Genomic DNA, 25,997 nt, shown 5'->3' with positions numbered 1-25,997 from the left:
TATAGTCATAATGAATACATCTATTCGTTTCATTCAGAAACGGCATCTGTCAAGCCAAAGCCGTCCTGCGGGCAGGCCAGATGTCCCCAGGGTCAAGGATCGGGCAGCAGGACAGGCGCCGCCGGCCGTGCCGGAGACGTCAGGTCAGGTTGGGATCGGTTTCAGGCAGGCGGCCTTGCGGGGGCCGGTCAGCGGATCTGGCGTTTCGCCAGCCGGCGGGCCAGGGTGCGGCGGTGCATCCCCAACCGCCGGGCGGCCTCGGAGATGTTGAAATCGGTGTCGCGCAGCACTTCCTGGATGCGCTCCCATTCGCCCACATGCACCCCGCCCGAGGCCTGGCCCAGCGGCAGGGTCGGATCGCCCTCGCGGCGTTCGAAGGCGGCCTCGATCTCTCGGGCGGTGGCGGGTTTGGCCAGGTAGTAGACGGCGCCCAGCTTGATCGCCTCGACGGCGGTGGCGATCGAGGCAAAGCCCGTCAGCACCACGATATGCGGCGGCGGATCCAGCGCCGCGAGGTCCTGCACGCATTCCAGGCCACTGCGCCCGGGCAGCTTCAGATCGACCAGCGCGCAGTCGGGCACCTTGTCCTGCGCCAGCGGCTGCGCCTCTTCGGCCGAGCGCGCGACGCGCACGGCAAAGCCGCGCCGGCGCATGGAACTGGCCAGGGTCTCGGCCAGCGCCTCGTCATCCTCGACGATCAGCAATTCGCGCGGGGGCTGGTCGGTGTCAGGCATCGGGCCTCTCCTGAAGGGTATGGGCGGGCAGGGTCAGGCGCACCCGGGCGCCGCCTTCGGGGGCATTGTCGAGCGACCAGTGTCCGCCCAGCCGGCGCATCGTGTTGGCCACGAGGTACAGGCCGAAGCCGCGGCCGGGATTGCCCTTTTCGGCCTGCACGGGCTGGATCGGGCGCTCCAGCACGGCGGCGGGAAAGCCCGGGCCGTTGTCGTGCAGCGTCAGCGCGATACTGCCATCGGGGGTGATCGCGGCACCGATCCGCAGTGCCGTCGCCCCGGCCTGGCGGGCATTGTTGAAGATGTTGCGCAGCGCCTGTTCCAGCAGCGATTCCACCAGCACAGGCTGCTGCATCACCGGCCCCTCGGGCAGGGTGATGTCCAGGCCGCCACCGTCGTCGTCCCAGACCTCGACCGCCTCGATCAGGAAGGCGCCCAGGGGGACACGCTCGGCCGCCTCGAACCGGTCGAGGCCGGTGGTGAACAGCATGTCCGACACGATGCTGCGGCAGCTGGCCAGCTGGGATTGCAGCCGGGCCAGCATCTCGGGGGCTTCCTCGGCCGAGGGCAGGCCCACGTCGGCCCAGTCGTCCAGCGTCACCGCGACCGTGGTCAGCGGCGTGCCAAGTTCATGCGCGGTGCTGGAGGCCATCATGCCCAGGCGCACGAAATGCTCGTCCTCGACCAGCTTCTGGCGCAGGGCAGAGATCTGGGCGTCGCGGGTCGCCAGGTTGGTCTGGATGCCGCGCACGATCCAGGTCAGCAGCGCCACCGACAGCACGAAGCTGACGAACATCCCCTGCAGGTGCAGCGTCATGAAGCTGGTGGCCTCGGCCAGACCGCCGGTCAGCACCAGCGGCCGGCTGTGCCACAGCAGCCACAGGTTCGCGGCGATGGTCGCCCCCAGGATCAGCAGCACCCGCGGCATCGGGATCAGCACCAGCCCCAGCATCACCTGCAGGATGAACAGCGTCACGAAGGGGTTCGCCGCCCCGCCCGAGAAGAACAAAAGCGCCGTCAGCGCGCCGACGTCGATCATCAGCTCGAAGGTCACGGTCCAGCTGCGCACCGCCCAGCCGCGGCGGCAGCGCCAGGCGGCAAAGCAGTTGACCACCGCCGATCCGGCCATCACCGCCAGCATCGGCCCCAGCGGCAGCACCGCATGCAGCACCGTCGAGGCGACGATGATCGTGCCCAGCTGCCCCAGCAGGGCCAGCCAGCGCAGGTTGATCAGCAGGCCCAGGTTGCGGCGGGCGGCATCCTCGGCCAGGGCGCGGATGGCGGCGTCGGGGCCCGGGGGCGGTGGTGTCGGCGTTCCGCGCCGGGGTTTCGCGGGCAGCATGAGGGGCAGAAATCCTGTGCTCAAGGCGGGCCCCCTGAGGGGCCGGGGCCGTCTTCGGTCGTCCTCATACCTTTTGCACCCCGAGGCGCAGATGTCGACCGGCCAGCGCCAGAGCCTGCGGGCGGTGGCTGACCAGAACCACGGTGCGCCCCGCGATCAGCACCCGCAGGGCGTCGATGACCAGCGCTTCGGTCTGCGCATCCAGCCCCTCGGTCGGCTCGTCCAGCAGCAGGATCGGCGCATCGCGCAGCAGCGCCCGGGCGATCGCCACCCGCCGGGCCTGCCCGCCCGACAGCCGCGCCCCCAGTTCCCCCAGCCGCGTCGCCAGACCCTGCGGCATGGCGCGCACGTCGGGGCCAAGCTGCGCGTCCTCCAGCGCCTGCCACAGCCGGTTGTCGGATGCATCGGGCGCCGCCAGCCGCAGGTTTTCCGCCAGCGTCGCGTTGAACAGATGCGCCTGCTGGTCGACCACCGCGATTTGCGCGCGCAGCGTGTCGTCGGAAAGCTGCCTCAGGTCGCGGCCGCCCAGGGTGATGCGGCCCGCGTCGGGATCGCGGAAGCGTTGCAGCAGCTCCAGCACGGTGGTCTTGCCGGCGCCGGTGGGGCCGGTCAGCGCCAGGCACGTGCCCTCGGGCAGATCAAAGCTCAGGTCTTCCAGCACCGGGCGGCCGGGGCCGTAGCCAAAGCTGACATGCTCGGCCCGCAGGGCGTGGCCACGGGGCGTCTGCGGGGCGGCGGGTTCGGTGACGGCGGGCGCCTGGTCGGTCAGCGCAAAGATCCGCCGGGCCGAGGCCAGCGTCGCATCCCAGGCGGCAAAGGCGCCGGGCAGGCCCGAGACGGCCTCGATCGCGGCCATCGAGCCCAGCACCAGCAGCGCAAAGACCGGCCCCTGCATCAGATGCGCCGAGGTCGCGGGGATCAGCAGCAGGACGGTCGCCAGCGTCATCAGCTGCCCGACCGCGCCCGATGCCGCGCTGCCAATGGCTGTGGCGCGGGCGCTGCGGCGCTCGGCCCGGATGAGGGCTGCGGAGGCTGCCAGGACCCCGGTCCGCTGGGCATCGAGGGCGCCCAGCATCTGCAGTTCCGCATAGCCCCGGGTCAGGTCGGCGGCATCCGATTGCAGGCGGGCGCGGGCGCGGGTCAGGTCGGGTCCGGCGCCAAGGGTGGCGCGGCGCACCGCCCAGGGCAGGGCGAGGCCCGCCAGCAGCAGCCCAAGGGCGATGACCCCGGCGACGGCCCCGGAAAACACTGCCGCCGCCGCGATGATCACCCCCGAGGAGATCAGCGCCGCCAGCGCCGGCCCCAGGATCCGCAGGTGAAAATTGTCGAGCGCGTCGATGTCGCCGCGGATGCGCGCCAGCAGGTCGCCATGGCGCAGGCCCTGCAGCCGGGCGGGCGCCAGCGGCACCATCGCGGTGTAAAGCCAGGGCCGCAGCCGCGCGAGGATCCGCAGCGTGGCCTCGTGGCTGACCAGCCGTTCCAGATAGCGCGCGCCGCTGCGCAGCAGCGCGAGGCCCCGGATCGCGGCGGCGGGCAGGAAGAATTCCAGCGTCATCCGGCCCAGCCCCGCCAGCGCCATGGCGGTGATGAACCAGCCCGACACCGCCATCAGCGCCACGTTCGACAGGATCACCGTCACCGACAGGGCGACGCCAAGGGCGATGCGGCCGCGCTGCGGACGGCAAAGCCTGAGCAGGCGCAGAAAATCAGACATGGGCGGCCTCCGGGGTGGGTTCGCGGCCAAGGGTCAGGATGCGGTCGGCGGTGGCGGCACAGGCGGGATCATGGGTGACGATCAACAGTGCGGCCTGCGGATGGGCGGCGCGCAGCCCCGCCATCAGCCGGGCGGCGGTGTCGGCATCAAGGGCGGCGGTGGGTTCGTCCAGGATCAGCAGGCGGGGGCTGCGCACCAGCGCGCGCGCCAGCGCCACGCGGCGGATCTGGCCGCCCGACAGGCCCGCGCCGCCTTCGCCCAGTTCCGTGTCCAGGCCCTGGGGAAGGGCGGCGATCACGTCCTCGGCGCAGGCGTCGCGCAGGGCGCGGTGCAGCTGCGCACCGGGGGCCTCGGGGACGCCAAGGCGGATGTTCTGCGCGATGGTGCCGGCAAACAGCGTGGGGCGCTGCGGCAGCCAGCCGATCCGCGCCTGCCAGTCGGCGCTGCGATAGTCCGACAGGGCGTGGCCGTCGACCTCGATCCGGCCCGCCTGCGCCTCCAGCAGCCCCAGCAGCAACCGCACCGCGGTGGTCTTGCCGGCGCCGCTCGGCCCCATCAGCGCCAGGGCCTGACCGGGGGCCAGATCGAACGACAAGGGCGCCAGCCCCGCGCCTTCGTCATGGTGATACGACAGATCCCGCACCGAGATCCGCAGCGGCGCATCGGCGGGCAGCGGCAGGCGGTCGTCCTGCGGCGGCGCATCGGGCAGATCCAGCAGCGCTCGCAGCCCTTCGGCGGCGCCAAGGGCGGTCATCCGGGCGTGGTAATGCTGGCCCATCTCGCGCAGGGGGCGGAAGAATTCGGGCGCCACCAGCAGCGCGAAAAGGCCGGGCAGAAAGGCGATCTGGCCGTAATACAGCCGGAAGCCCACGTAGACCGCGACCATGGCCACCGCGATGGTCGCGAAGAATTCCAGCACCAGAGAGGACAGGAAGGCCACCCGCAGCACCTGCATCGTGGCCTCGCGATAGCCCTCGGACATGGCGGCGACCAGCGCGGCCTCGCGGCGCGCCGCACCCAGCTGGCGCAGCGTCACCAGCCCCGACAGCCGGTCGAACAGATGCGCGCCCATCAGCAGCAGGCGCTGCCACTGGCGCCGGTTCAGCGCTTCGGCGCCGCGGCCCACCACGATCATGAAGACCGGCACGATGGGGGCGCAGATGGCCAGGATCAGACCGGTGATCCAGTCGAAAGGAAAGACCGCCGCCAGCACCAGCAGTGGCACCATGGCGCCGATGATCTTCTGCGGCAGGTAGGCCGCGAAATAGTCCTGCACGGCATCGACGCCCTCGGACAGAAGGCCCGCGACCTCGCCCGAGGGGCGCGCCTGCATCGCCACGGGGCCCGCGGACGAGATCCGGCCAAGCACCGCCTCACGAAGTGCCTGCCGGATCTGCGCCCCGGCCTCGAAGGCCGTACCCTGACGGATCCCGTCCATCAGGGTCCTTCCCACGATCGTCCCCGCAACAAGGGCGATCTCGGGGATCTGTTCCAGGATCCCCGAACCCTGCAGCACGGTTCCGGCGATGAGACGCGCCAGGGCCCAGGCCTGCAGGATGGTCAGCGCGGCCGAAAGCCCGGCCGCACCGATCGACAGCCCCAGCATCCGCCCCCCCCTGGCGCGGAAGGTGCCAAGCCAGCGTTCCGTGGCCTTCGAGGCCGCGTCATGGGTGGGTCGGATGCGGGACATGTCGGTCAGCTCGTCTTAGTGGTGGGCATAGGCCACCAGCTTGGTGATCCGCGCCCGGAAGACCCAGATCTGGTACCAGTTGTACATCACCATCACCGGCAGGAAGCCCCCCATGGTCATGGTGAAGGTGATCAGCGACACCTGCGGGCTGGCGCCGTCACGGATGCTCCAGGTGTGGGGGACCAGCCAGGGGTGCAGGGTGGCCAGCATCCCCACGCCCATGATCAGCAGCGCGCCGCAGTACCAAAGGATGGCGCCCATGTCGTCGTCGCGCAGCGTGGCGCGGCGGACCTTGTCGATGCAAGCCAGCGCCAGCAGCCCCAGGATGCCCCAGACCCAGAAGTAATGCCCCAGCCACTTGGCCCGGGCCCAGTCAAAGATCGACAGGCTCCAGATCAGGGTGATCACGACGGATCCGATGGCCAGCCAGAAGATCGTCGCGGTCCAGCGCGCGGCGTCGCGGCGGATGGGTTCGGATTTCTCGAAGCGGGCGCGCACGAACAGCACCCCCGACAGCAGCACCGCGACCACCGCCGCGATCCCCGTCCAGACCGAGAAGGCCGAGACGAAGTCGAAGGCGCCGCCGTCGAAATGCGGCACCTGTCCGGGGGTATGGGTCAGCGGGAAGCCCTTGAGCGAGGCGCCCACGCTCATGCCGCCGAAGAAGGTGACGGTCAGGCTGGACAGGCCAAAGACCCGGTCGCCGAAGCGCTGCCATTTCTCGGATGCGATGTGGCGGAATTCCAGCGTCACCGCGCGCGCCATCACGCCCCACAGCACGAAGGCCAGCGGCACCATCAGATAGTGGAAGGCCGAGCCGTAGACGAAGGGGAAGGTCCCGAACAGGATCCCCCCCGCCACGATCAGCCAGGTTTCATTGGCGTCCCAGGTGCCCGCCATGGCGGTCATGATGGCGCCGCGCTCATCGTGATCGCCCACGAACAGGCCAAAGATCCCCGCCCCCAGGTCCGCCCCGTCGAGCGCGATGTAAAGCAGCACCGCAATCCCCAGGGCCAGCCACCAGGCGTTGGCCAGGAAATATTGCATGTCGTCCAGATGGTTCATCGTTCCGGTCCTTTTCCGCCGCTTCAGACGGGACGGTAGTATTCGGGGTGGGGGGCCTCGCCCGCGGTGGGCAGGTCCAGATCCCCCAGGGTTTCATGCCCCGAGGTGGCGATCGGGCTGGTCAGGTCGGGACCCAGGCGGCAGACCTTCAGCAGGTACCAGATCGTGCCCAGCACCACGGCGCCCTCGAAGATCGCGAAGCCCACCAGCCAGAACGAGGCAAGCGCGGTGGACATGTGGCTCATGCCGTCCTCGGTGCGCATCAGGCCGTAGACGATCCAGGGCTGGCGGCCGATCTCGCGCGTCCACCAGCCGGCGATGACGGCGATGTAGGGCAGCGCCACCGCGGCCGAGCACGCCAGCAGGAACCTGCGGTTGGTCGCGGCGAGCGTCTCGGACAGCCGCCCCTTGGCCCACAGCCAGCAGCCGTAAAGGCCCAGCAGCATCAGCGCGCCGCCGATCGCGGCCATGGCGCGGAAGCTGTAGAAGGGCAGCAGCACCGGCGGGCGGTCGGCCTTGTCGAAGCTGTTCAGCCCCTCGACCTTGCCGTTCCAGGTCTTGGTCTCGATCAGCGACAGGGCATGGGGGATCTTGATCGACCACGCCAGGCCCGTGCCGTCGGCCTTGGGCCAGCCGATGACGTTCCAGGCGTTGTTGACATGGCCGTCCTTGTCATAGGTGTCGTACTGGCCTTCCATGGCCGCCAGCGCCGCGGGCTTGTTGTGCAGCACGTTCTCGCCCAGCACGTCGCCCATGTAGACCTGGGCGGCGGCCACCACCGCCAGCGCCACCAGGCCCCATTTCAGCGGCCGCAGGAACAGGTCGGTGTGGCGCTGCTTGAAGACGAACCAGGCGCAGACCGCGACGACGAAGCACAGCGACAGCTCGAACGCGGCCAGCAGCATGTGCGGGAAGGCGGCAAAGACGTTGGGGTTCAGCAGTGCCGCGAACCAGTTCGTCACCTGGAAGACGCCGTCCTTCAGGGTCACGCCCGTGGGGGTCTGCATCCAGCTGTTGGCAACCAGGATCCACATCGCCGACAGCGTCGACGACAGCGCCACGTTGAAGGTCGCGAACAGGTGCATCTTGCGGCTGATCTTGCCCCAGCCAAAGATCATCAGGCCGATGAAGCCTGCTTCGTACATGAAGGCGGTGATGGTCTCGTAGCCCAGCACCTGACCGAAGAACGGCCCTGCTGCCTGGCTGAACGGCCCGTAGAGGATGCCGAAGGCCATCTCCATGGTGACGCCGGTGGCGACACCGGCGCCGAAGTTGATGATGAAGAGCTTCTCGAAGAAGCGGCACAGCCGGTACCAGCGTTCATCATCGGTCTTGAACCACAGCGCTTCGGAAATGAAGAGCAGCGCGGCCAGGCCGATGGTCAGCGGCGGAAACAGGATGTGGACCGAGGAGATCAGCGCGAAGTCGATCCGCGAGATCATTGTGCTCAGTGCGTCTGGCGTCATGCCGGACCTCCGTTGGCGGGGCGCGCACGGCTTCCCCGCGCCCGTGTGGGTCACGGACGCGCAAGGCTCTTGGTCCGGCGCGGGGGCGTCGGGCGGGGCGGGAGGGAGGCAACGCCTGGGTTGCTGTCGGATCGGTCCTAGGAGGGGGGGCGGGGGGGACACATTGGACAAATTGTCCAACCACGATGTATCTTTGTCGCCTGCCGTGACGGCAAAGGGGGGCGCCCGGGATGCCGCCGGATGGGAAGACAACACATTGTCTTGAAACGAATATATTATTATGCGGGCGGTTTGGCCGCGCGCGCCGTCCCAGGTGGAAACGGGGCGCGCGGCCTCGCAGAATGGTGATCAGGCGGCGGCGTGGGTGATCCGGCCGTCGCAAATGGTCATCCGGGCCGAGACCCCTGCCAGATCTTCGGGCGCCAGCGTGTCCAGATCCTGTTCCAGCAGCACAAGGTCTGCCAGATAGCCCGGTTTCAGCATGCCCTTGCGGTCCTCGCGGAACTCGGCCCAGGCGCCGCCAAGGGTATAGGCCTCAAGGGTTTCCTCAAGGCTCAGGGCCTGGTTCGGCAGGCCCGGTGCCATCGGGCCGCGGGTGGCGGCAGCCCTGAGCGTCAGCGCGGGATCCAGCGGCACGATCGGCCAGTCGGTCGAGCAGATCATCCGCACGCCGCTGTCCTTCAGCGCCCGGGCGGGAAAGGCGGTGGGCCAGCGCTGAGGCCCGATGCGCTGCAGGTAAAGACCGGGGTCGCCGTCCGGCACATGCAGCGGCTGCATCGAGGCCGCCACCCCCAGGTCCGCAAAACGCGGCAGATCGTCGGGATGCAGCGTCTCGATATGCTCGATCCGGTGGCGGCTGTCGCGGCGGCCGTTGCGGGCGGCGGCGGCCTGATAGGCATCAAGGACCATCCGCACGCCGCCATCGCCGATGGCATGGATCGCCACCTGGAAGCCCAGGCGGTCGGCCTCGGCCACGGTGGCGTTCAGGGCTTCGGTGCTCAGCAGCGGATCGCCGTTTTCGTCCGGCGCATCGCCGTAGCCGCCCAGCATCACCGCGGTCCCGGTCTCGACCACGCCGTCGATGAACAGCTTGATGAAATCCGAAGTCAGCCGGTCGCTGGTGAAGCGGTCGCGCCAGACGGCGGCGCGGGTGGTGAAATCGGACAGCGGGGTGACGTTCTTGCAGTTGAAGGGCACGCGCATCCGCACCGGCAGGCCATGCTGTTGGTCGATCTCTTCCAGCAGTTCCAGCGTATAGAGGTTGCCGTCCATGTTCTGCATCGAGGTGATGCCCAGGGATGCGGCATGCAGCAGCCCGCGGTGCAGGGTCTGGCGGTCATGGGCGCGCTGTTCGGGGGTGACGCCTTCGGGCTCGCCTCCGGTCAGCATGCCGATCCCCTCGCGGTAGCCCGAGGCCGACAGGATGCGGACGGGGGCGATGGCCTCGCCCTCGCGCAGCTCTCCGGTGGCCAGGCCGTCCGCGTCCAGCACGATCTCGTTGCCGATGCTCAGCGGGCGGCCGTGCAGGATGCCTGCGGCCTGAAGGGCTGCGGTGTTGGCCCAGGCGGTGTGGTTGTCGAAGGCGGTCATCAGCAGCGGGCGGTCGGGCAGGATGCGGTCCAGAACCTGCCGGGTGACGGGCTGGCCGGGCCCGAGGATTTCGTAGGCGGTGAATTCGGCGCAGATCAGCGGCAGGTCGGGATGGGCATCGGCATAGGCGCGCACCCTTGCTGCCAGGGTGTCAAAGCCCCGCACCCCCAGCAGGTCGAGGTGTGACAGCCCCACCGCCCCCACGAAGGCATGGACATGGGCGTCGTTGAACCCGGGCAGCAGGCTGCGCCCGCCCGCGTCGATCAGCCGGGTTTCGGCCCCCGCGAGCGCCAGCACGGTTGCGTCATCGCCCACCGCCAGGATGCGGTTGCCGGCCAGGGCCACGGCGGTGGCACGGGGAAGATCGGGATCCATGCTGCGCACGCGGGCATTGTGCAGGATCAGGGAGGGGGTCCTTGGGGTCATCGTCGTCCCTATTGCAGATGGAAAGGGCCGGCCCGAACGGGGGCCGGCCCGGGATGTGTCGGAAACGGGCAGCTTATTTCTGCAGCTCGGTCCAGATCTTGGTGTAGATCGCATTGACCTCAGGCGGGCAGGAGGGCACGAACTGCCCCGCAGCCTTCAGATCATCGGGGATGTTGATCTCGGGGGCGTCTTTCATGTCGGCGGGCATGTATTGTTCCGAACCGGCAATGCCGTTGGCATAGCGCGCGAAGGCCGAGATCAGCGCGGCGTTCTCGGGCTCCATGATGAAGTTCAGGAACAGCTTGGCGTTGTCGACGTTCTTGGCGTCCTTGAGGATGGCGGCATTGTCCATCCAGATCGGATAGCCTTCCTTGGGATAGCCATAATGGATGTCGGGGTTCTTCAGCCGCGAGCGGAAGGACGAGCCGTTCCAGTTGGTGCCGCCCAGGACATCGCCCTTGGCATAGGTGTCGATGGTGCCGTAATCCATCGACAGCCACTTGGGCTTGGCCTTCATCAGGTCGTCGCGCACCTTCTTGAGGACGGTCATGTCGTTGGTGCAGGCCTTGCCGCCCTCATAGAAGATTGCAAGGGTCATCACATCCGACATCTCGGGGATGACGTTGATCTTGCCCTGCAGCTCCTTCGGGGGATCCATGAAGATGGCCGAGGTGTTGATGTCGCCCTTGTAGGCCGAGGTGTTGACGCTGACGCCGGTGGTGCCCCATTGCCACGGCACCGAATAGTGGCGGCCCGGATCGAAGGGCACGTCCACCCAGCGGGGATCGACGTTCTTGAAGTTCGACATCTCGTCGGGGCGGCTTTCCAGCAGCAGCCCTTCCTTGATCCAGATCGGCAGCACGTTCGAGGTCGGCACCACGATGTCGAAGCCCGACCCGCCCTGGCGCACCTTGGCCAGGGCGGTGTCGTTGGAATCGTAATCGGTGATGGTCACCTTGACGTCGTACTGCTTCTCGAATTTGTCGATCAGCTCGGGGTTGGTGTAGTTGCCCCAGTTGTAGATGTTGAGGACACCTTCGGCCTGCGCCAGGCCCGCCTGGGCGATCAGCGCCACCGCCGCGGCGGCAATAAGGGACTTGGTCATGAAACGCTCTCCTGTCTGGAAGGGGGGACGCGGCTTTGTGCCGTCATGGTTGGCTCAGGTCTTCTTGCGATTGCCGAGCAGGGTGAAGGCGACGATCAGGATGATCGACAGCGCCAGGAAGGCCGTGGAAATGGCGTTGATTTCCGGGGTGATGTTGCGGCGCAGCTGACCCAGCATGTAGGTGGGCAGGGTGTCCTGGCCGGCGGATTTGACGAATTCGGTGATCACCACGTCATCAAGGGAAATCACGAAGCACAGCATGAAGCCCGCAATGATCCCCGGCGTCAGCAGCGGCAGGGTGACATGGCGGAAGCACTGCCAGCGGCTGGCGTAAAGATCGCGTGCCGCGGATTCCAGCGTCATGTCCATGCCCGACAGGCGGGCGCGGATCGGCATATAGGCGAAGGGCACGCAGAAGGCCGCATGGGCCAGGATCAGATAGCCAAGCCCGGTGTAGCCGGTCCAGACCTTCAGCCGCGCCACCACGATCAGCAGCGCCACGGCGGTGACGATTTCGGGCACCATCAGCGGGATGGTCAGCAGCAGCACCTTGGTCTGCATGCCACGGTAGCGCCTGGTCCGGGTGGTGGCCAGTGCCGCCAGCGTGGCCGCGACCGTGGCCAGACCCGCCGCGGCGACGGCAATCTGCAACGACAGGATCGAGGCTTCGATCACCTCCTCGTTATGCGCGGCCGAGACGAACCAGCGCAGCGAGAACCCCTCCCAGATCGCGATCGAGGTCCCGGCATTGAAGGCAAAGACCACCAGCACCGCGATCGGCAGGTACAGCAGCAGGAAGCACAACAGGGTGACAAAGCCAAAGCCCGGCATCGCCCTGGTATCGAAATGACGCATCATGCCTCGGGGCCTCCGCTGCGGTCGTTGCGCTGGAAGATCAGCATCCCGATCACCACCAGCACCACCAGGGTGATCGACAGGGCCGCGCCCAGCGGCCAGTTGCGGCCCTGGCCGAACTGCAGGTCGATCAGGTTGCCGATCATCAGCGTGCTGCCGCCACCCAGCACCCGCGGGATCACATAGGTGCCAAGGCAGGGGATGAAGACCAGCGTCGCGCCCGCCACCAGCCCCGGCTTGACCAGCGGGATCACCACCTGGGTCAGCACTTTCCAGCGGCTGGCGTACAGGTCATAGGCGGCCTCGGTCAGGCGAAAGTCGAACTTCTCCATCGTGGAATAAAGCGGCAGCACCATCAGCGGCAGGTAGACATAGGTCATCCCCACCAGGATGGCGAAATCGGTGTAAAGCAGCTGCAGCGGCTGGTGGATGATCCCCAGTTTCATCAGGACCAGGTTGATGATGCCCTCGGCGCGCAGCAGCTGCTGGATGGCGAAGGTGCGGATCAGCAGGTTGGTCCAGAACGGCACGGTGATCAGCAGCAGCAGCAGCGCGCGCGTCTTGGGGCTGCGGCCCGCCATGTAGAAGGCGGTCGGAAAGCCCATCAGCAGGCACAGCACCGTGGTCAGCGCCGACAGCCGGATGCTGCGCCAGAAGATCGACAGGTTGGCATCCGAGATCGACACGGTGCCATCAAAGATGTCCTTCGAGAAGAGGACGTTGAACCACCCGTCGAGAGAGAATTTCCACACCACGTCGCCGTAGTCGCCGGGCGTCAGGAAGGAATAGAGGACGACGATCACCAAGGGGCCCACGCCCGCCAGCAGCACGATCAGCAGCGCGGGCGTGCTCAGCCACCAGCGGCGGCGCAGATCGGCGCGCGCGAGGGTGGCTTCCAGTTCGGTCAGGCTCTGCTCTGCCATGTCAGTCCCTCAGGATCCGGGTCGAGAGCGCCTCCAGCGCGACGCCCGTGCGGGCGCCGACCTGGGGCAGGGCGGCCTGGGCCTCGCGGTTCTGGCGGCGCACCACCATCGGCGTGCCGCCCTCCAGCGTCAGGTGGAAATGGGTGTCGGTGCCGAAGTAGACGATTTGATCAATTGTGCCATTCAGGCCCCCCGGGGTGGGATCGGCCAGGGCGGTGTTCTCGGGGCGCACGGCCAGGGTCACGGCCTGGCCCGCAGCCACCGGATGCGGCGCCTGGGCGGAGATCACAGTGCCGCCCGCCAGCGCCACCTGCACCGCGCCCGTCCCGCCCGAGACGACATGGCCCGACAGCAGGTTGGTCTCGCCGATGAAATCGGCGACGAAGCGGTCGACGGGGTGGTTGTAGATCTCGTGCGGGGTGCCGACCTGGCGCAGCGCGCCTTCGGACAGCACCGCGATGCGGTCCGACATGGTCAGCGCCTCTTCCTGGTCATGGGTGACGAAGACGAAGGTGATGCCCGTCTCCATCTGCAGCCGCTTCAGCTCTATCTGCATGTTCTTGCGCAGTTTCTGGTCCAGCGCCGAGAGCGGCTCGTCGAGCAGCAGCACCGAGGGGCGCGGCGCCAGCGCGCGGGCCAGCGCGACCCGCTGCTGCTGGCCGCCCGAAAGCCGCGTCACCAGCTGGTCACCGCGCCCGGTCAGTTGCACCAGCGCCAACATCTCGTCCACGGTGCGGGCGATCTCGGCCTTGGGGCGGCCCAGCATCTTCAGCGCAAAGCCGATGTTCTGCGCCACCGTCAGATGCGGGAACAGCGCGTAGTTCTGGAACACCGTGTTGATCGGCCGCTGGTTCGGCGGCATCCGGGCGATGTCCTGGCCATCCAGCAGGATCTCTCCGCGCGAGGGGGTCTCGAACCCGGCGAGCATCCGCAGAAGGGTGGTCTTGCCGCAGCCCGATGGCCCCAGAAGGGTGAAGAATTCATTCCCGCGGATCTGCAGGTCAATATGGCCGATGGCGGTGAAGGTGCCGAAACTCTTGCCGATTCCGGAAAGGGTTATGGCGCCGTCACCGGCAGTTGGGCGGGTGGTGTCCAGCATGTCGTCTTCCCTGATTGGCCCGTCCCGAACCATTGCAGGGCACCCGCAGCGGAGCTGTAAAGAGCCTTCTGGGGGTTTGATTTCCAAATATGATCAAAAGCCTGTCGTCGCGCGGCAGGGGACCGTTTCTGCACAAGCGATGTGCAGTTTTGTTACCGCCCCTAGTAGCCGCTGCCGCGGTCGACCAGATTTTGCAACGGCCGGGCCTGTTGCAGGTGCAGCACGTTGGCGGCGATCTGTTCGGCGATCCGCGCGGGCTTGGTCAGGGCCGCCATGTGCGGTGTCACCAGCACCCGCGGATCGGACCAGAGGGGGTCTTCGGGCGGCAGGGGTTCCTGGGCGAAGACATCCAGCACCGCGCCGCCCAGATGGCCCTCGGCCAGCAGTGCCAGCAGGTCCTGCGGCACCAGATGCTCGCCCCGCGAACACAGCACCAGCCCCGCGCCCTGCGGCAGGCGCTGCAGGCGGGCGCGGTCCAGGATGCCGCGGGTCTGGGGGGTCAGCGGCAGCAGGCAGATCAGCACGTCGGATTGGCCCAGCACATGGTCCAGCCCCTCGGGGCCGCTGTGGCAGGTGACGCCCGGCAACTCATGGGCATGGCGTGCCCAGCCGCTGACCGGATAGCCCTGACCGGCAAGGCGTGCTGCCACCACCCGCCCGATCGCCCCCAGCCCCAGCACCCCCACCCGGCACTGCGCCGCCGGGCGCTGCGCAAAGCGCTGCCATTGCCGCGCCCGGGCCGAGGCGACGATCCGGTCAAAGCCGCGCTGGAACCACAGCACTGCCCACTGACAGTATTCCGCCATCGCCACCGCCAGGTCCTCGTCGCGGATGCGGCACAGCGGCAGGCCGGCGGGCAGCTGCGGATCGGCCATCAGATTGTCGACGCCCGCGCCGATGGAATGGATCAGCCGCAGGTTCGGCATCCGCGCCAGGGTGCCCGGCTCGGGGTTCCAGCAGATCGCGACCTCGGCCTGCAGGGCCTCGGGGTCGGGCCAGTGCAGGATGCGGGCCTGGGGCAGGGCGGCCTGCAGGCGGGGCTCCAGGAAGGCCAGCGGGACATCGCGGTTGATCAGCGCCAGGCGCATCGGGGTCTCCTTCGTCTTCGGTGTCGGGGCAGGATGCCTGCGCGGCGGGCGGCCCGTCGTCGGGCGCGGGCGAAGCTTCGTCGCGTTCCGGCCAAGGCGGCGGGGGCCCTCTGGCGGGCTGACCCGGCGCAGGCATCACTTGGCCCGAACGCGGCATTCGGCCCCCGAACCCCGCGTATCATCCCAGATCATGACGGCCAGCAGAGCCGCCGCCCCAACCGGAGAGGACTGGACGATGAAGAGACGCGATTTCACCAAGTTGCTGATGGCGGCCGGGGTCAGCGTGCCGGCGCTGCGGCTGTTCGATGATGGCGCCGCCTATGCGCAGGGCTCGGAAACCGGGCTGACGGCGATCATCCAGCCCGAGCCGCCGCTGCTGAACCTGGCGCTGAACCAGCAGATCCCCGTGGGCACCGTCGGCGGCAAGCTGTTCGAAAGCCTGCTGTCCTATGATTTCGACCTGACGCCCCGGCCGCAGCTGGCCGACAGCTGGGAGGTGTCGCCCGACGGGCTGCGCTATACGTTCCATCTGGTGCGCGATGCCAAATGGCATGACGGCACCCCCTTCACCGCCGCCGATGTGGTCTTCAGCTGCGATGTCCTGCTGAAAGAGGTCCACCCCCGCGCCCGCGGCACCTTCGAACGCTGCGACAGCATCACCGCCCCCGATGACCACACCGTCGTCTTCACGCTGAAGGAACCCTTCGGGCCCTTCCTGCTGGCCTTCGAGACCTCTTCCGCGCCGATTCTGCCGAAACATGTCTACGAGGGCACGGATTTCCACAACAACCCCGCCAACACCCAGCCCATCGGCACCGGGCCCTTCAAGTTCGCCGAATGGAACCGTGGCAGCTACATCCGGCTGCAGGCCTTCGAGGATCATTATCACGGCAAGCCGGGTCTGTCGGATATCTGGTACAAGGTGATCCCTGACGGTGCCTCGCGTTCGGTGGCGATGGAAAGCGGGCAGGCGCAGCTGTCGCAGTTCGGCGATATCGAACCTTTCGACGTGCAGCGCCTGGCCGCCCTGCCGAACCTTGAGATGACGACCAAGGGCTACGAATTCTTCAGCCCGGTCCTGTGGTACGAGGTCAACCTGCGCCGCGCCCCCTTCAACGACCTGCGGTTCCGCCAGGCGATGATGTACCTGCTGGACCCGACCTTCATCGTGCAGCGGATCAACTTTGGCCTGGGCAAGCCCGCCACCGGGCCGGTGGCCTCGACGACGAAATTCTACGAACCCGACGTGACGGCCTATCCCTTCGATCCCGACAAGGCCAATGCCCTGCTGGACGAGATGGGGCTTAAGCCCGATGCCAACGGCACCCGCGTCACCATCCGCCATCTGGCCGTGCCCTTCGGCGAGATGTGGCAGCGGCTGGCCGAATATTTCCGCCAGGCGATGAAGAAGGGTGGCATCGAGGTGGTGCTGGAAAGTTCGGACGTGGCGGGCTTTGCCCAGAAGGTGTCGAACTGGGAATACGACACGACGACCAACATGCTCTATCAGTTCGGCGATCCGGCCCTTGGGGTGGCGCGCAGCTACATCAGCTCGAACATCCGCAAGGGGGTGATGTTCTCGAACACCCAAGGGTATCAGAACCCCGAGGTGGACGATCTGTTCGCCAAGGCCGCGTCCTCGCCCGACGAGGGCGAGCGCAAGGCGCTGTATTCCAAGGCGCAGAAGATCCTGGTCGACGAACTGGCGGTGCTGTGGATGACCGAGCAGCAGTATCCCACGATCCACGACAAGAGCGTGAAGGACCTGATCACCACGGCGACGGGCGCCAACGGCAACTTCGAAGCCGCGCATTACGGCTAAGATCATGCTGGGACGTATTGCCATCAGGCTGGCGGGGATCGTGATCGCGATCCTCGTCATTGCCACCCTGAATTTCGTGCTGGTGCGCGCGGCCCCCGGCGATCCCGCACAGGTCATCGCCGGCCAGTCGGGCGCCACGGATGCGGCCTTTCTGAAACAGGTGCGCGCCGAATACGGGCTGGACCAGCCCTATGTGGTGCAGCTGGGCAGCTACCTGAAAAAGGTCGTGACGCTGGATCTGGGCTATTCCTACCGGCAGCGCCAGCCGGTCGCGGTGCTGATCGGCCAGCGGCTGGGACCGACGCTGCTGCTGACGCTTTCGGCCTTCTTCCTGGCGCTGATCGGCGGGGTCGCCTTCGGGGCGCTGGCGGGGCTGCGCCACGGCAGCTGGACCGATCTTGTCATCTCGCTGGTGGCGCTGATCTTCTATGCGACGCCGGTGTTCTGGCTGGGGCTGATGCTGGTGCTGGTGTTCTCGATCCAGCTGAACTGGCTGCCCGCCTTCGGCTATGCCGACATGCGCGCCGAGGATTTCTCGGCTCTGGGGCGGCTTTGGGACCTGCTGCGCCACCTGACACTGCCGGCGCTGACGCTGGCGGCGATCTACATGGCCGTCTACACCCGGCTGATGCGTTCGGCCCTGATCGAGGTCGCGGCCGAGGATCACGTCAAGACCGCCCGCGCCAAGGGCCTGAGCGAAGGCGCGATCCTGCGCGGTCACATGCTGCGCAACGCGGCGCTGCCGGTGATCACCTTCGCGGGGATGCAGGTGGGCGCGCTGGTGGGCGGCGCCGTGGTGGTCGAGACGGTGTTTTCCTGGCCGGGGCTGGGGCGGCTGACCTTCGATGCGGTGACCGCCCGCGATTACCCGGTGCTGCAGGGCCTGTTCCTGGTGATGTCGGTGCTGGTGATCGCGGTGAACCTGCTGACCGACCTGCTGCACCGGCTGGTCGATCCGCGTCTGGCAGCAAGGTGATCCCATGAGACAGATCCTGAAGACCTTCCTGACACGTCCCGCCGGGCTGATCGGCGTGATCCTTCTGGCGCTGGTGTGCCTGATGGCGGTGCTGGCGCCGGTGATCTACCCGGCCTCGCCCTGGGACATGGCGGGGATGCCCTTTGATCCGCCCGGACAGGACGGCATGGTGCTGGGCAGCGACACGATGGGGCGCGACATTGCCTCGGGGGTGATGCACGGGGCGTCGGTGTCGTTGCTGATCGGGGTGGCGGCGACGCTGGCGGCGCTGGTCATCGGCGTGACGCTGGGGGCGGTGGCGGGCTTTGCGGGCGGGCTGACCGACACGCTGATCGTGCGCCTGACCGAGATCTTCCAGACCATCCCGAACTTTGTGCTGGCGATCCTGCTGGTGGCGATCATGACGCCGTCGATCTGGACGATCATCCTGGCGATCGGGCTGGTCAGCTGGCCGCCGCTGGCCCGGCTGACCCGCGCCCAGGTGCAGGCGGTGGCGCGGCGCGACTTCGTGCAGGCGGCGCGCTGTCAGGGGCAGTCGGCGCTGTCGGTGCTGCTGCGCCATGTGCTGCCCAATGCCGTTTCTCCGATCATCGTGACCGGCTCTCTGACCGTGGCGGCCGCCATCCTGATCGAGGCCGCGCTGTCGTTCATGGGCCTGGGCGATCCCAACCACATGAGCTGGGGCTACATGGTCGGCGCCGGGCGCACCGTGATCCGCCAGGCCTGGTGGATCAGCGTTTTCCCGGGCCTCGCCATCCTGATCACCGTCGTCGCCATCAACCTGGTCGGAGAGGCCCTGAACGACGCCCTGAACCCGAGGATTTCCCGCGCATGAGCCTGCTTTCCCTCCGAGACCTCTCGATTGCTCTGCCGCCGGGGGCTGACCGCTCCCATGCCGTGCGGGGCATCAGTTTCGACATCAGCCCCCGTCAGACCGTCTGCCTGGTGGGCGAAAGCGGCTCGGGCAAGTCGATGATCGCCCATGCGCTGCTGGGGTTGCTGCCGCCCAAGGTGCGCCCCGATGGCGGGCAGGCGCATTTTCAGGGGCACGACCTGCTGGCCTTGTCGCAGGCGCAGATGCGGGCGCTGCGGGGGCAGGGGATCGCGATGATCTTCCAGGAGCCGCTGACCGCGCTCAACCCCCTGAAGAAGGTCGGCGCGCAGGTGGCCGAGGCGATCCGCGTCCACGATCCCGCCCTGCCGCGCCCTGAGGTGGCCGCCCGCGTCGAGGCGCTGTTCGACCGGGTGGGCCTGCCTGACCCCGCGCGGCTGCAGGGGGCCTTTCCCTTCCAGCTGTCGGGCGGCCAGCGCCAGCGGGTGATGATCGCCATGGCGCTTTCGAACAACCCCCGGCTGCTGATCGCGGATGAACCGACGACGGCGCTGGACGTGACCACCCAGCGGCAGATCCTGGACCTGATCCGCGACCTGCAGCAGGAACGCGACATGGGGGTGCTGTTCATCACCCATGATATCGGCGTGGTGGCCGACATGGCCGACCGGGTCGTGGTGCTGCGGCAGGGGCGGATCGTCGAAGAGGGCCCGGCCGCGCAGGTGCTGCACCATCCCGCGCAGGATTACACCCGGATGCTGCTGGACGCGGTGCCGGGGCGGGGCGCCTTCCGCACCCGCCGCGAAACCCCCGAGACGCTCTTGGAGATCAAGGCGCTCGGCAAGACCTTCGTCACCCCGCAGGGGCCGTTCCGGCCGCCGCGGCAGGTGGTGGCGGCGGACCGGCTGACGCTGAAACTGCACCGGGGCGACACGCTGGCGGTGGTGGGCGAAAGCGGCTCCGGCAAGTCGACGCTGGCGCGGATGGTGCTGCGGCTGATCGAACCGGATGACGGCGCGATCCTGTGGCAGGGCGCAAGGGTGCGCGACATGGGCCGGGGGGCGCTGCGCGACTACCGGCGCCGGGCGCAGATCGTCTTTCAGGATCCCTGGGCCAGCCTCGATCCCCGCCTTGCGGTGGGCGAAAGCATCATCCGCGGTCCCATGGCCTTTGGCACCCCGCGTGCGCAGGCCATCCGCGATGCCCGCCGCTGGCTGGACCGGGTGGGCCTGCAGGCCAGGGCCTTCGACCGCTTTCCCCATGAATTCTCGGGCGGGCAGCGCCAGCGGATCTGCATCGCCCGGGCGCTGGCCCTGCAGCCAGAGCTGCTGATCGCGGACGAGGCCGTCAGCGCGCTTGATGTCTCGGTGCAGGCGCAGGTGCTGGACCTGCTGTCGGGCCTCAAGGCCGAGATGGGCCTGTCGATGCTGTTCATCACCCATGACCTGCGCGTCGCCCGCGAGATCGCGGACCGCATCGTGGTGATGCAATCCGGCCGGATCGTCGAGGAAAACGCCGCGCAGGCGCTCTTTGAGGCGCCCGCCGACCCCTACACCCGCCGCCTGCTGGAGGCGGTCCCGGGACGCGCCTTCTTCGCGCGCCGCACCCCATCCCTGAAAGGAGCCACCGCATGACCCTTGATCTGCCCGCCGCCACCGATCCCTTGGATGTCCTTGACCCCGAGATCGCCGAATTCGTCCGCCGCTCGGTCGAGGCCGGGCGCGGATACCCGCCGCGCGAAAGCCTGACGCCGCCGCAGGCCCGCCTGCTGGCGCTGGAAACCCGCCGCCAGTGGTACGAGGGCGGCCCGGTCATGGCCCGCACCGAGGAACAGATGATCCCGACCCGCCACGGCCCCCTGAGGATGCGCATCCACCGCCCCGAGGGCATCACCTGCAAGGGCGCCTTCCTGTTCCTGCCGGGCGGCGGGTGGACGCTGTTCTCGATCGACACCCATGACCGGTTGATGCGCGAATATGCCGAGGCCGCGAAGATGATCGTCATCGGCATCGACTATTCCCGCGCCCCCGAGGCCAAGTTCCCCCAGCCGGTCGAGGAACTGGACGATGCGCTGGACTGGCTGTTCGCCAATGCCGCCGATCTGGGATTTGATGGCGACCGTCTGGCGATGGGCGGCGACAGCGCGGGCGCCAACCTGACCACCGGCCTGTCGGTGAAGCGTCGCGACGAGGGCAAGAAGCTGCCCGCCGCGATGGTGCTGAACTATGGCTCTTACGACATGGGGCTGATCAAGACTTCCATCATGAAATACGGCAGCGGCGCCTATCTGCTGTCGACCCACATGATGCTGTGGTTCACCATGCAGTACATCAACAGCCCCGATGACATGCTGCACCCTTGGGCCTCGCCGCTCAGGGCCGACACGCTGGCCGGGCTGCCCAAGGCGCTGATGGTGATCACCGATTGCGACGTGCTGCATGACGACCAGATCCGCTTTGCCGCCGCGCTGAAGGCCGCGGGCGTACCGGTGACGGACCGGATCTATGCGGGCACCGTGCATTCCTTCCTCGAGGCGATGTCGATCTCGGGGCTGGCGCGGCGGGCGATCCGGGAAACCGCCGACTGGCTGATCGCCGAGGTGGGCTGATGTACACCCCCGCCGCCTATGCCGAAACCGATACCGCCCGCCTGCATGGCTTCATGCGGGACTGGAGCTTTGCGACGCTGGTCTCGCAATCCCCCGAAGGGCCGATGGCGACCCATCTGCCGGTGCTGACCGATCCCGGGGGCGCGGCGGGCTTGGGGGTGCTGCACACCCACATGGCCCGCAACAACCCGCAGTGGCAGGGCCTTGAGGGGCAGGAGGTGCTGATGATCTTCCAGGGGCCGCAGTCCTATGTCTCGGTCGATTGGTACGACAACCGGCTGACCTATCCGACCTGGAACTATGGCGCGATCCATGCCCGGGGCACCGTCCGGCTGGAACGCGACCCCGAGGCGCTGCGGGCGCTGCTGGCCCGGGTCGTCGCCCGCTATCGTACCCCCGATACGCAATGGTCCTTCGAGGCCATGCCCGAAGAGATGACCGCCCCCCGCCTGCGCGCCATCATCGGCGTCACCCTCGAGGTGACGCGGCTGGAAGGCAAGCTGAAGTACAATCAAGACAAATCCCCCGCCGACCGGGCGGGGGTGCGCGCGGCGCTGCAGGCCTGCCCCGAAGGCCGGGCCACCGCCCGGATCATGCAGCAACTGGAGACCTCTGATGACTGACCCCTGGAGCTGGACCGCCAGCCGTCTGGCCCGTGCCATTGCCGCAGGCGAGCTGAGCGCGCTGGAGGCCACCACCAGCGCGCTCGATCACATGGCGCAGGTGAACCCCGCGATCAATGCCGTGGTCGATCCGCTGCCCGAGGCGGCGCTGCAGGCGGCGCGTGCCGCCGATGCCGCGCGCGCGGCTGGCACGCCGCTGGGCCCGCTGCATGGGGTGCCGGTGACGGTGAAGATCAACGTCGATTACGCGGGGCGGGCCACCACCAACGGCGTCGTGGCCAATGCCGATGCGATCGCGGCCGAGGACAGCTCGGTCGTGCGCAACCTGCGGGCGGCGGGCGCGGTGATCCTGGGGCGCACCAACACCCCCGCCTATTCGATGCGCTCGTTCACCTCGAACGACCTGCACGGGCATACGCGGAACCCGCATGATCCGGCGATCACGCCGGGCGGGTCCTCGGGCGGGGCGGGATCGGCGGTGGCGGCGGGGATCGGCGCGGTGGCCCATGGCAACGACATCGGCGGATCGGTGCGCCACCCGGCCTATTGCTGCGGCGTCTACGGGCTGCGCCCGACGGTGGGGATCGTGCCCGCCACATCGCCCAGCCAGCCGGAACGCAAGATCGTCTCGCATTTGGCGGCGGTGCAGGGGCCCTTGGCGCGCTCGGTCGAAGACATCCGGCTGGCGATGCTGGCGCTGTCGCGGCCCGATCCGCGCGATGTGATGCAGGTGCCCGCAGGCGCCATGTTCGCCCCCCTTGATCCCGCGCCCTGCAAGGTGGCGGTGCTGGCCGAGACCCCCGAATGCCCCGCCGACCCCGAGGTCTCGGCGGCGATCCGGCAGGCGGCGCAGATGCTGGCCGCCGCAGGTTATCAGGTCGAGGAGGTCACGCCCCCCTCGTTGCAGGAGCTGATGGATTACTGGCGGCTGATCCTTGGCAACGAGATGCGCGCCGGGCTGGGCCCGCTGATGCTGGCCCATGGCGATCACCGGATGAAGCGCGCCCTTGAGCTGCTGCTGCACGAGGTCCCCGACCTGACCGGCCGCGATGCCTTCCTGGAGGCCTATGCCCGGCGCAGCACCCTGCTGCGGCAGTGGCAGCTGTTCTTCCAGGATCATCCGCTGCTGCTGACGGCCACCAGCTGGGCGCGGCCGATGGTCGATGATTACGACCTGCGCGAGGATGTCGATATCGACTGGTTCTTCCGTGTCGCCGCCCCCATGAGCGGTACGCCGATCATCGGTCTGCCGGGGTTTTCGGTGCCGGTGGGCACGGAACCCGGGCGCCCGATGGGGGTGCAGCTGCTGTCGGACCGCTTTCAGGACCGCCGCCTGCTGCAGGCCGGTCTGGCGCTGGAACGGGCAATGGGACCGATCACGCCGGTGGATCCGATGGTTTCGCGGGCATCCGCGACAGTGTGACCGCCCTTTTCCCTGCGGCATCTTGCCCGAACCGGGCCGGGTGCCGCCTAATCCCGCCTGCGGCCCAGGTCAGGAGGAGACCATGCTCGACCCCCGTTCCGCGCTGCCGCCCGAGCTGCTCTCGGCGCATGGCGCGCATCGCTACTATACCGACGAGATGGACCAGACCTGCCGCCTGGTGGCGCGTCTGGCGACCGAGGGCGAAAGCCTCTTTGCCATCGAAAGCGTCTATACCCGCGGCTTTACCTCGCGCTACCATTCCCATGCCGAGGGGCAGGTCAGCTTCGTGCGTGCGGGGCTGATGTCGCTGGTGACGGAGGGGGCCTCTTTCGTGGTGCCGGCGGGTCATGCGATCTGGATCCCCTCAGGCGTCATGCATCTGGCGCGCGCCCATGGCGAGGTCTGCATGCTGTCGGCCTATTCGGGATCTGATTTCCTGAACGGCCTGCCCGAACGCTGCGCGGTCTTCCAGGGCTCGGACCTGCTGGAACCGCTCCTGAAGCGGGTCATCGGCCAGCAGCTGCGCCGCCAGGAGGGCCCGGTCTACGACGCGCTGCTGCTGCTCTTGCACGAGGAACTGGCGGGCTGCCGGCGCCTCGATACCGCGATCCGGATGCCGCGCGATCCGCGGCTGCGGCGGGTCTGCGGCGCGGTGCTGAACGAACCCACCATCGCCACCAGCAAGGAGGCGCTGGCGCGCATCGGCAACATGTCCGTGCGCACCATGACCCGCCTTTTCCGCAAGGAGCTGGAGATGACCTTTCTGGAATGGGTCCAGCAGGCGCTGATCATCTCGGCGGTGGCGCGGCTGTCGCGCGGGGAACCGGTGGCGAACGTGGCCGCGGATCTGGGCTATGCCAGCCCCTCGGCCTTTACCGCGATGTTCCAGCGCCGCATCGGGCGCACCCCCTCGACCTTCCAGGGGCGGCTGCGCCTCAGCTAGCCTATGCGGGCCAGCACATCGGCCTTCAGGAAGCGTTCGATCACCAGCATGAACCCCAGCGAGGGCACCAGCAGGATCAGCGCGGTGATCGAGGCCACCTGATAGTTGCCCTCCATCGCGGCATTGTACATCAGCAGCGGCAGGGTGGTGACATCGGGCACGCCGACAAAGAACGTGCCGGTGAATTCGTCCATCGAGGTCAGGAAGACGAAGATCGCGCTGGCAATCAGCCCGGGCAGCGCCAGCGGCAGGCTGATGGTGCGAAAGACCGTCAGGCGCGAGGCGCCCATGTTGGCGGCGGCGTCCTCCAGCGCGGGATCGACGGCGGCAAAGGCGGCCGAGGCGATCCAGACCGAAAACACCAGCCCCTGCAGCGTGTGCACCAGCACGACGCCGGTGAAGGTGCCGTTCAGCCCCAGCCCGTAGAAGATCCGGCCGATGTTCATCTGCACCGCGATCGCCGGGAAGGCCTGCGGCAGCAGGAACAGCAGCAGCACCGCGCCCCGCCAGGGCAGCCGCCCGCGGCCAAGCGCCAGCCCCGCAGGCACCGCGACCAGCAGGGACACCAGCACCGTCAGGCCCGCGATGATCAGAGAATTGGCAAGCGATTCCATGGCATTGCCCTGCGGGCGCAGGACCCGCTCCCAGAACGACAGGCCATAGCTTTGCGGCAGCTTGGCGGGGAAATACCATGTCTCGGTGAAGGCCCAGAGCAGCATGTTACCGATGGGGCCGAAGATCGCCAGCGCCAGCGCCGCCAGGGCAGTGCCGGTCAGGATCGGGCGGATCAGGGTCATCGGGTGTTCTCCTTCAGGCCGCGGCGCAGGTAGATCCAGGCGACAAGGCCGGTCATCGCATAGGCGATCAGCCCCAGGGCATTGGCGGTGCCGTAATCGCCATAGGCATTGATGCGCCAGGCCATGTCGACGGTCAGCAGCGTCGGCTGCTGGGCATTGATCATCATCGGCACCGACAGGACCGACATCATGGTGACAAAGCTCAGGATCAGCCCCGTTCCCAGGCTGGGGCGCACCTGCGGCAGCACCACGTCCCACAAAAGCCGCAGCCGCGAAGCGCCGAGGTTGCGCGCGGCCTCGATGGTGGAACGCTCCAGCGCGGCCATGGCGCCGGCGGTCAGCAGCGCGACGAAAGGGGTCTGCTTCCAGACGAAGGTGATCACCACGCCGCGCCAGTCCAGATAGCTGTGGGTGGTGAAGGGCGTCAGCAGCCCCAGCTCGACCAGCGCGTTGTTCATCATGCCGTTCTTGGCCAGAAAGGTGCGCATCAGCTGGGCGGCGACGACGAAGGGGATGAACAGCGGCCAGCGGTACAGCCAGCGCAGCACCGCCACCATGCGGGCGTTTTCGCCCAGCGTCAGATAGCCCGCGATGGCGGTGGCAAGCCCCCCCGTCAACAACACCGACAGCCCGACGATGACCAGCGAAAAGACGATGTCGGCAGAGTAGAACTGCCAGGCGCGGACAAAGTTGCCGATGCCCCAGCCGCCGGGATCCTGTTGCCGGAAGGCCGAGGCCAGCGACAGGCCCAGCGGCCAGACGAACAGCACTGCCATCAGCACCAGCGCCGGTGCGACAAGCACGAGGGAGGCCTTGCGACCGATCATGGGGGATCTTTCCGAAAAGGGGGGCCGGGGGCGCGTGGCCTCCGGCCCCGGG

22 protein-coding genes are annotated in these 25,997 nt (G+C 68.1%); 8 read left to right on the top strand and 14 right to left on the bottom strand.

Annotation, left to right across the window (positions count from 1 at the left end):
* Positions 1-188: 188 nt before the first annotated feature.
* From AC2ITM_RS19445 to AC2ITM_RS19390, 12 genes are all read right to left on the bottom strand, one after another.
* Entirely contained in the window at positions 189-734 is a 546-nt protein-coding gene (locus AC2ITM_RS19445; protein ID WP_486469808.1) for a response regulator transcription factor, read from the bottom strand.
* The gene (locus AC2ITM_RS19440) at positions 727-2,097 is read right to left on the bottom strand and encodes an ATP-binding protein (protein ID WP_486469807.1); all 1,371 of its coding nucleotides are present in this window, start codon (positions 2,095-2,097) and stop codon (positions 727-729) included. The genes AC2ITM_RS19445 and AC2ITM_RS19440 overlap by 8 nt, the downstream gene beginning before the upstream one ends.
* 40 nt (positions 2,098-2,137) lie before the next feature.
* Complete coding sequence (gene cydC, locus AC2ITM_RS19435; RefSeq protein ID WP_486469806.1) at positions 2,138-3,787, bottom strand: thiol reductant ABC exporter subunit CydC; 1,650 nt, start codon at positions 3,785-3,787, stop codon at positions 2,138-2,140.
* The gene (cydD, locus tag AC2ITM_RS19430) at positions 3,780-5,477 is read right to left on the bottom strand and encodes a thiol reductant ABC exporter subunit CydD (protein WP_486469805.1); all 1,698 of its coding nucleotides are present in this window, start codon (positions 5,475-5,477) and stop codon (positions 3,780-3,782) included. Before cydD ends, cydC begins: the two co-directional genes overlap by 8 nt.
* A gap of 15 nt (positions 5,478-5,492) precedes the next feature.
* Positions 5,493-6,542 carry a cytochrome d ubiquinol oxidase subunit II gene (locus AC2ITM_RS19425; protein ID WP_486469804.1) on the bottom strand — a complete coding sequence of 350 codons (1,050 nt, stop codon included), beginning with the start codon at positions 6,540-6,542 and terminating at the stop codon, positions 5,493-5,495.
* Between the two features lie 23 nt (positions 6,543-6,565).
* On the bottom strand, positions 6,566-8,008 hold the full coding sequence (locus AC2ITM_RS19420) for a cytochrome ubiquinol oxidase subunit I (RefSeq protein ID WP_486469803.1): 1,443 nt from the start codon (positions 8,006-8,008) through the stop codon (positions 6,566-6,568).
* Between the two features lie 348 nt (positions 8,009-8,356).
* Positions 8,357-10,024, bottom strand: coding sequence for an amidohydrolase (locus AC2ITM_RS19415; protein ID WP_486469802.1), 1,668 nt, complete (start codon positions 10,022-10,024; stop codon positions 8,357-8,359).
* Between the two features lie 73 nt (positions 10,025-10,097).
* Complete coding sequence (locus AC2ITM_RS19410) at positions 10,098-11,129, bottom strand: ABC transporter substrate-binding protein (protein ID WP_486469801.1); 1,032 nt, start codon at positions 11,127-11,129, stop codon at positions 10,098-10,100.
* A gap of 54 nt (positions 11,130-11,183) precedes the next feature.
* The gene (locus AC2ITM_RS19405; protein WP_486469800.1) at positions 11,184-11,987 is read right to left on the bottom strand and encodes an ABC transporter permease; all 804 of its coding nucleotides are present in this window, start codon (positions 11,985-11,987) and stop codon (positions 11,184-11,186) included.
* Positions 11,984-12,907 carry an ABC transporter permease gene (locus tag AC2ITM_RS19400; protein WP_486469799.1) on the bottom strand — a complete coding sequence of 308 codons (924 nt, stop codon included), beginning with the start codon at positions 12,905-12,907 and terminating at the stop codon, positions 11,984-11,986. The genes AC2ITM_RS19405 and AC2ITM_RS19400 overlap by 4 nt, the downstream gene beginning before the upstream one ends.
* Before the next feature lies 1 nt (position 12,908).
* On the bottom strand, positions 12,909-14,006 hold the full coding sequence (locus AC2ITM_RS19395; RefSeq protein WP_486469798.1) for an ABC transporter ATP-binding protein: 1,098 nt from the start codon (positions 14,004-14,006) through the stop codon (positions 12,909-12,911).
* 161 nt (positions 14,007-14,167) lie between these two features.
* Positions 14,168-15,094, bottom strand: a complete 927-nt coding sequence (locus AC2ITM_RS19390) for a 2-hydroxyacid dehydrogenase (protein ID WP_486469797.1) — start codon at positions 15,092-15,094, stop codon at positions 14,168-14,170.
* A 235-nt stretch (positions 15,095-15,329) separates the two neighbouring features.
* On the opposite strand from AC2ITM_RS19390, the gene AC2ITM_RS19385 reads away from it, so the two are divergent.
* From AC2ITM_RS19385 to AC2ITM_RS19350, 8 genes are all read left to right on the top strand, one after another.
* The gene (locus AC2ITM_RS19385; RefSeq protein WP_486469796.1) at positions 15,330-16,916 is read left to right on the top strand and encodes an ABC transporter substrate-binding protein; all 1,587 of its coding nucleotides are present in this window, start codon (positions 15,330-15,332) and stop codon (positions 16,914-16,916) included.
* 4 nt (positions 16,917-16,920) lie between these two features.
* Positions 16,921-17,892: an ABC transporter permease gene (locus tag AC2ITM_RS19380; protein WP_486469795.1), complete on the top strand. Its 972-nt coding sequence runs from the start codon at positions 16,921-16,923 to the stop codon at positions 17,890-17,892.
* Between the two features lie 4 nt (positions 17,893-17,896).
* Positions 17,897-18,727 (top strand): ABC transporter permease, encoded by an 831-nt coding sequence (locus AC2ITM_RS19375; RefSeq protein WP_486469794.1) that lies wholly within the window; start codon positions 17,897-17,899, stop codon positions 18,725-18,727.
* Positions 18,724-20,358, top strand: a complete 1,635-nt coding sequence (locus tag AC2ITM_RS19370; RefSeq protein ID WP_486469793.1) for an ABC transporter ATP-binding protein — start codon at positions 18,724-18,726, stop codon at positions 20,356-20,358. The genes AC2ITM_RS19375 and AC2ITM_RS19370 overlap by 4 nt, the downstream gene beginning before the upstream one ends.
* Complete coding sequence (locus AC2ITM_RS19365) at positions 20,355-21,332, top strand: alpha/beta hydrolase (RefSeq protein WP_486469792.1); 978 nt, start codon at positions 20,355-20,357, stop codon at positions 21,330-21,332. The genes AC2ITM_RS19370 and AC2ITM_RS19365 overlap by 4 nt, the downstream gene beginning before the upstream one ends.
* On the top strand, positions 21,332-21,955 hold the full coding sequence (locus AC2ITM_RS19360; protein WP_486469791.1) for an FMN-binding negative transcriptional regulator: 624 nt from the start codon (positions 21,332-21,334) through the stop codon (positions 21,953-21,955). Before AC2ITM_RS19365 ends, AC2ITM_RS19360 begins: the two co-directional genes overlap by 1 nt.
* On the top strand, positions 21,948-23,378 hold the full coding sequence (locus AC2ITM_RS19355; RefSeq protein WP_486469790.1) for an amidase: 1,431 nt from the start codon (positions 21,948-21,950) through the stop codon (positions 23,376-23,378). Before AC2ITM_RS19360 ends, AC2ITM_RS19355 begins: the two co-directional genes overlap by 8 nt.
* Positions 23,379-23,460: 82 nt before the next feature.
* Positions 23,461-24,321: an AraC family transcriptional regulator gene (locus tag AC2ITM_RS19350; protein WP_486469789.1), complete on the top strand. Its 861-nt coding sequence runs from the start codon at positions 23,461-23,463 to the stop codon at positions 24,319-24,321.
* On the opposite strand, the gene AC2ITM_RS19345 is transcribed toward AC2ITM_RS19350, so the two are convergent.
* Positions 24,318-25,118: an ABC transporter permease gene (locus AC2ITM_RS19345; protein WP_486469788.1), complete on the bottom strand. Its 801-nt coding sequence runs from the start codon at positions 25,116-25,118 to the stop codon at positions 24,318-24,320. The genes AC2ITM_RS19350 and AC2ITM_RS19345 overlap by 4 nt on opposite strands.
* Entirely contained in the window at positions 25,115-25,945 is an 831-nt protein-coding gene (locus AC2ITM_RS19340; protein ID WP_486469787.1) for an ABC transporter permease, read from the bottom strand. The genes AC2ITM_RS19345 and AC2ITM_RS19340 overlap by 4 nt, the downstream gene beginning before the upstream one ends.
* Positions 25,946-25,997 lie beyond the last annotated feature (52 nt).

This window comes from Pseudooceanicola sp. NS-SX9 (assembly GCF_057380705.1).
This window is presented reverse-complemented; position numbering and strand designations above follow the sequence as displayed.

What these genes read in the sequence shown, in the direction of transcription:
- AC2ITM_RS19380 (WP_486469795.1), top strand. Translation starts at nt 16,921, where the DNA reads ATGCTGGGACGTATTGCCATCAGGCTGGCGGGGATCGTGATCGCGATC.
- AC2ITM_RS19345 (WP_486469788.1), bottom strand. Translation starts at nt 25,118, where the DNA reads ATGACCCTGATCCGCCCGATCCTGACCGGCACTGCCCTGGCGGCGCTG.
- AC2ITM_RS19405 (WP_486469800.1), bottom strand. Translation starts at nt 11,987, where the DNA reads ATGATGCGTCATTTCGATACCAGGGCGATGCCGGGCTTTGGCTTTGTC.
- AC2ITM_RS19390 (WP_486469797.1), bottom strand. Translation starts at nt 15,094, where the DNA reads ATGCGCCTGGCGCTGATCAACCGCGATGTCCCGCTGGCCTTCCTGGAG.
- AC2ITM_RS19410 (WP_486469801.1), bottom strand. Translation starts at nt 11,129, where the DNA reads ATGACCAAGTCCCTTATTGCCGCCGCGGCGGTGGCGCTGATCGCCCAG.
- AC2ITM_RS19395 (WP_486469798.1), bottom strand. Translation starts at nt 14,006, where the DNA reads ATGCTGGACACCACCCGCCCAACTGCCGGTGACGGCGCCATAACCCTT.
- AC2ITM_RS19385 (WP_486469796.1), top strand. Translation starts at nt 15,330, where the DNA reads ATGAAGAGACGCGATTTCACCAAGTTGCTGATGGCGGCCGGGGTCAGC.
- AC2ITM_RS19365 (WP_486469792.1), top strand. Translation starts at nt 20,355, where the DNA reads ATGACCCTTGATCTGCCCGCCGCCACCGATCCCTTGGATGTCCTTGAC.
- AC2ITM_RS19445 (WP_486469808.1), bottom strand. Translation starts at nt 734, where the DNA reads ATGCCTGACACCGACCAGCCCCCGCGCGAATTGCTGATCGTCGAGGAT.
- AC2ITM_RS19415 (WP_486469802.1), bottom strand. Translation starts at nt 10,024, where the DNA reads ATGACCCCAAGGACCCCCTCCCTGATCCTGCACAATGCCCGCGTGCGC.
- AC2ITM_RS19425 (WP_486469804.1), bottom strand. Translation starts at nt 6,542, where the DNA reads ATGAACCATCTGGACGACATGCAATATTTCCTGGCCAACGCCTGGTGG.
- AC2ITM_RS19375 (WP_486469794.1), top strand. Translation starts at nt 17,897, where the DNA reads ATGAGACAGATCCTGAAGACCTTCCTGACACGTCCCGCCGGGCTGATC.
- cydD (WP_486469805.1), bottom strand. Translation starts at nt 5,477, where the DNA reads ATGTCCCGCATCCGACCCACCCATGACGCGGCCTCGAAGGCCACGGAA.
- AC2ITM_RS19360 (WP_486469791.1), top strand. Translation starts at nt 21,332, where the DNA reads ATGTACACCCCCGCCGCCTATGCCGAAACCGATACCGCCCGCCTGCAT.
- AC2ITM_RS19355 (WP_486469790.1), top strand. Translation starts at nt 21,948, where the DNA reads ATGACTGACCCCTGGAGCTGGACCGCCAGCCGTCTGGCCCGTGCCATT.
- cydC (WP_486469806.1), bottom strand. Translation starts at nt 3,787, where the DNA reads ATGTCTGATTTTCTGCGCCTGCTCAGGCTTTGCCGTCCGCAGCGCGGC.
- AC2ITM_RS19370 (WP_486469793.1), top strand. Translation starts at nt 18,724, where the DNA reads ATGAGCCTGCTTTCCCTCCGAGACCTCTCGATTGCTCTGCCGCCGGGG.
- AC2ITM_RS19350 (WP_486469789.1), top strand. Translation starts at nt 23,461, where the DNA reads ATGCTCGACCCCCGTTCCGCGCTGCCGCCCGAGCTGCTCTCGGCGCAT.
- AC2ITM_RS19340 (WP_486469787.1), bottom strand. Translation starts at nt 25,945, where the DNA reads ATGATCGGTCGCAAGGCCTCCCTCGTGCTTGTCGCACCGGCGCTGGTG.
- AC2ITM_RS19400 (WP_486469799.1), bottom strand. Translation starts at nt 12,907, where the DNA reads ATGGCAGAGCAGAGCCTGACCGAACTGGAAGCCACCCTCGCGCGCGCC.
- AC2ITM_RS19420 (WP_486469803.1), bottom strand. Translation starts at nt 8,008, where the DNA reads ATGACGCCAGACGCACTGAGCACAATGATCTCGCGGATCGACTTCGCG.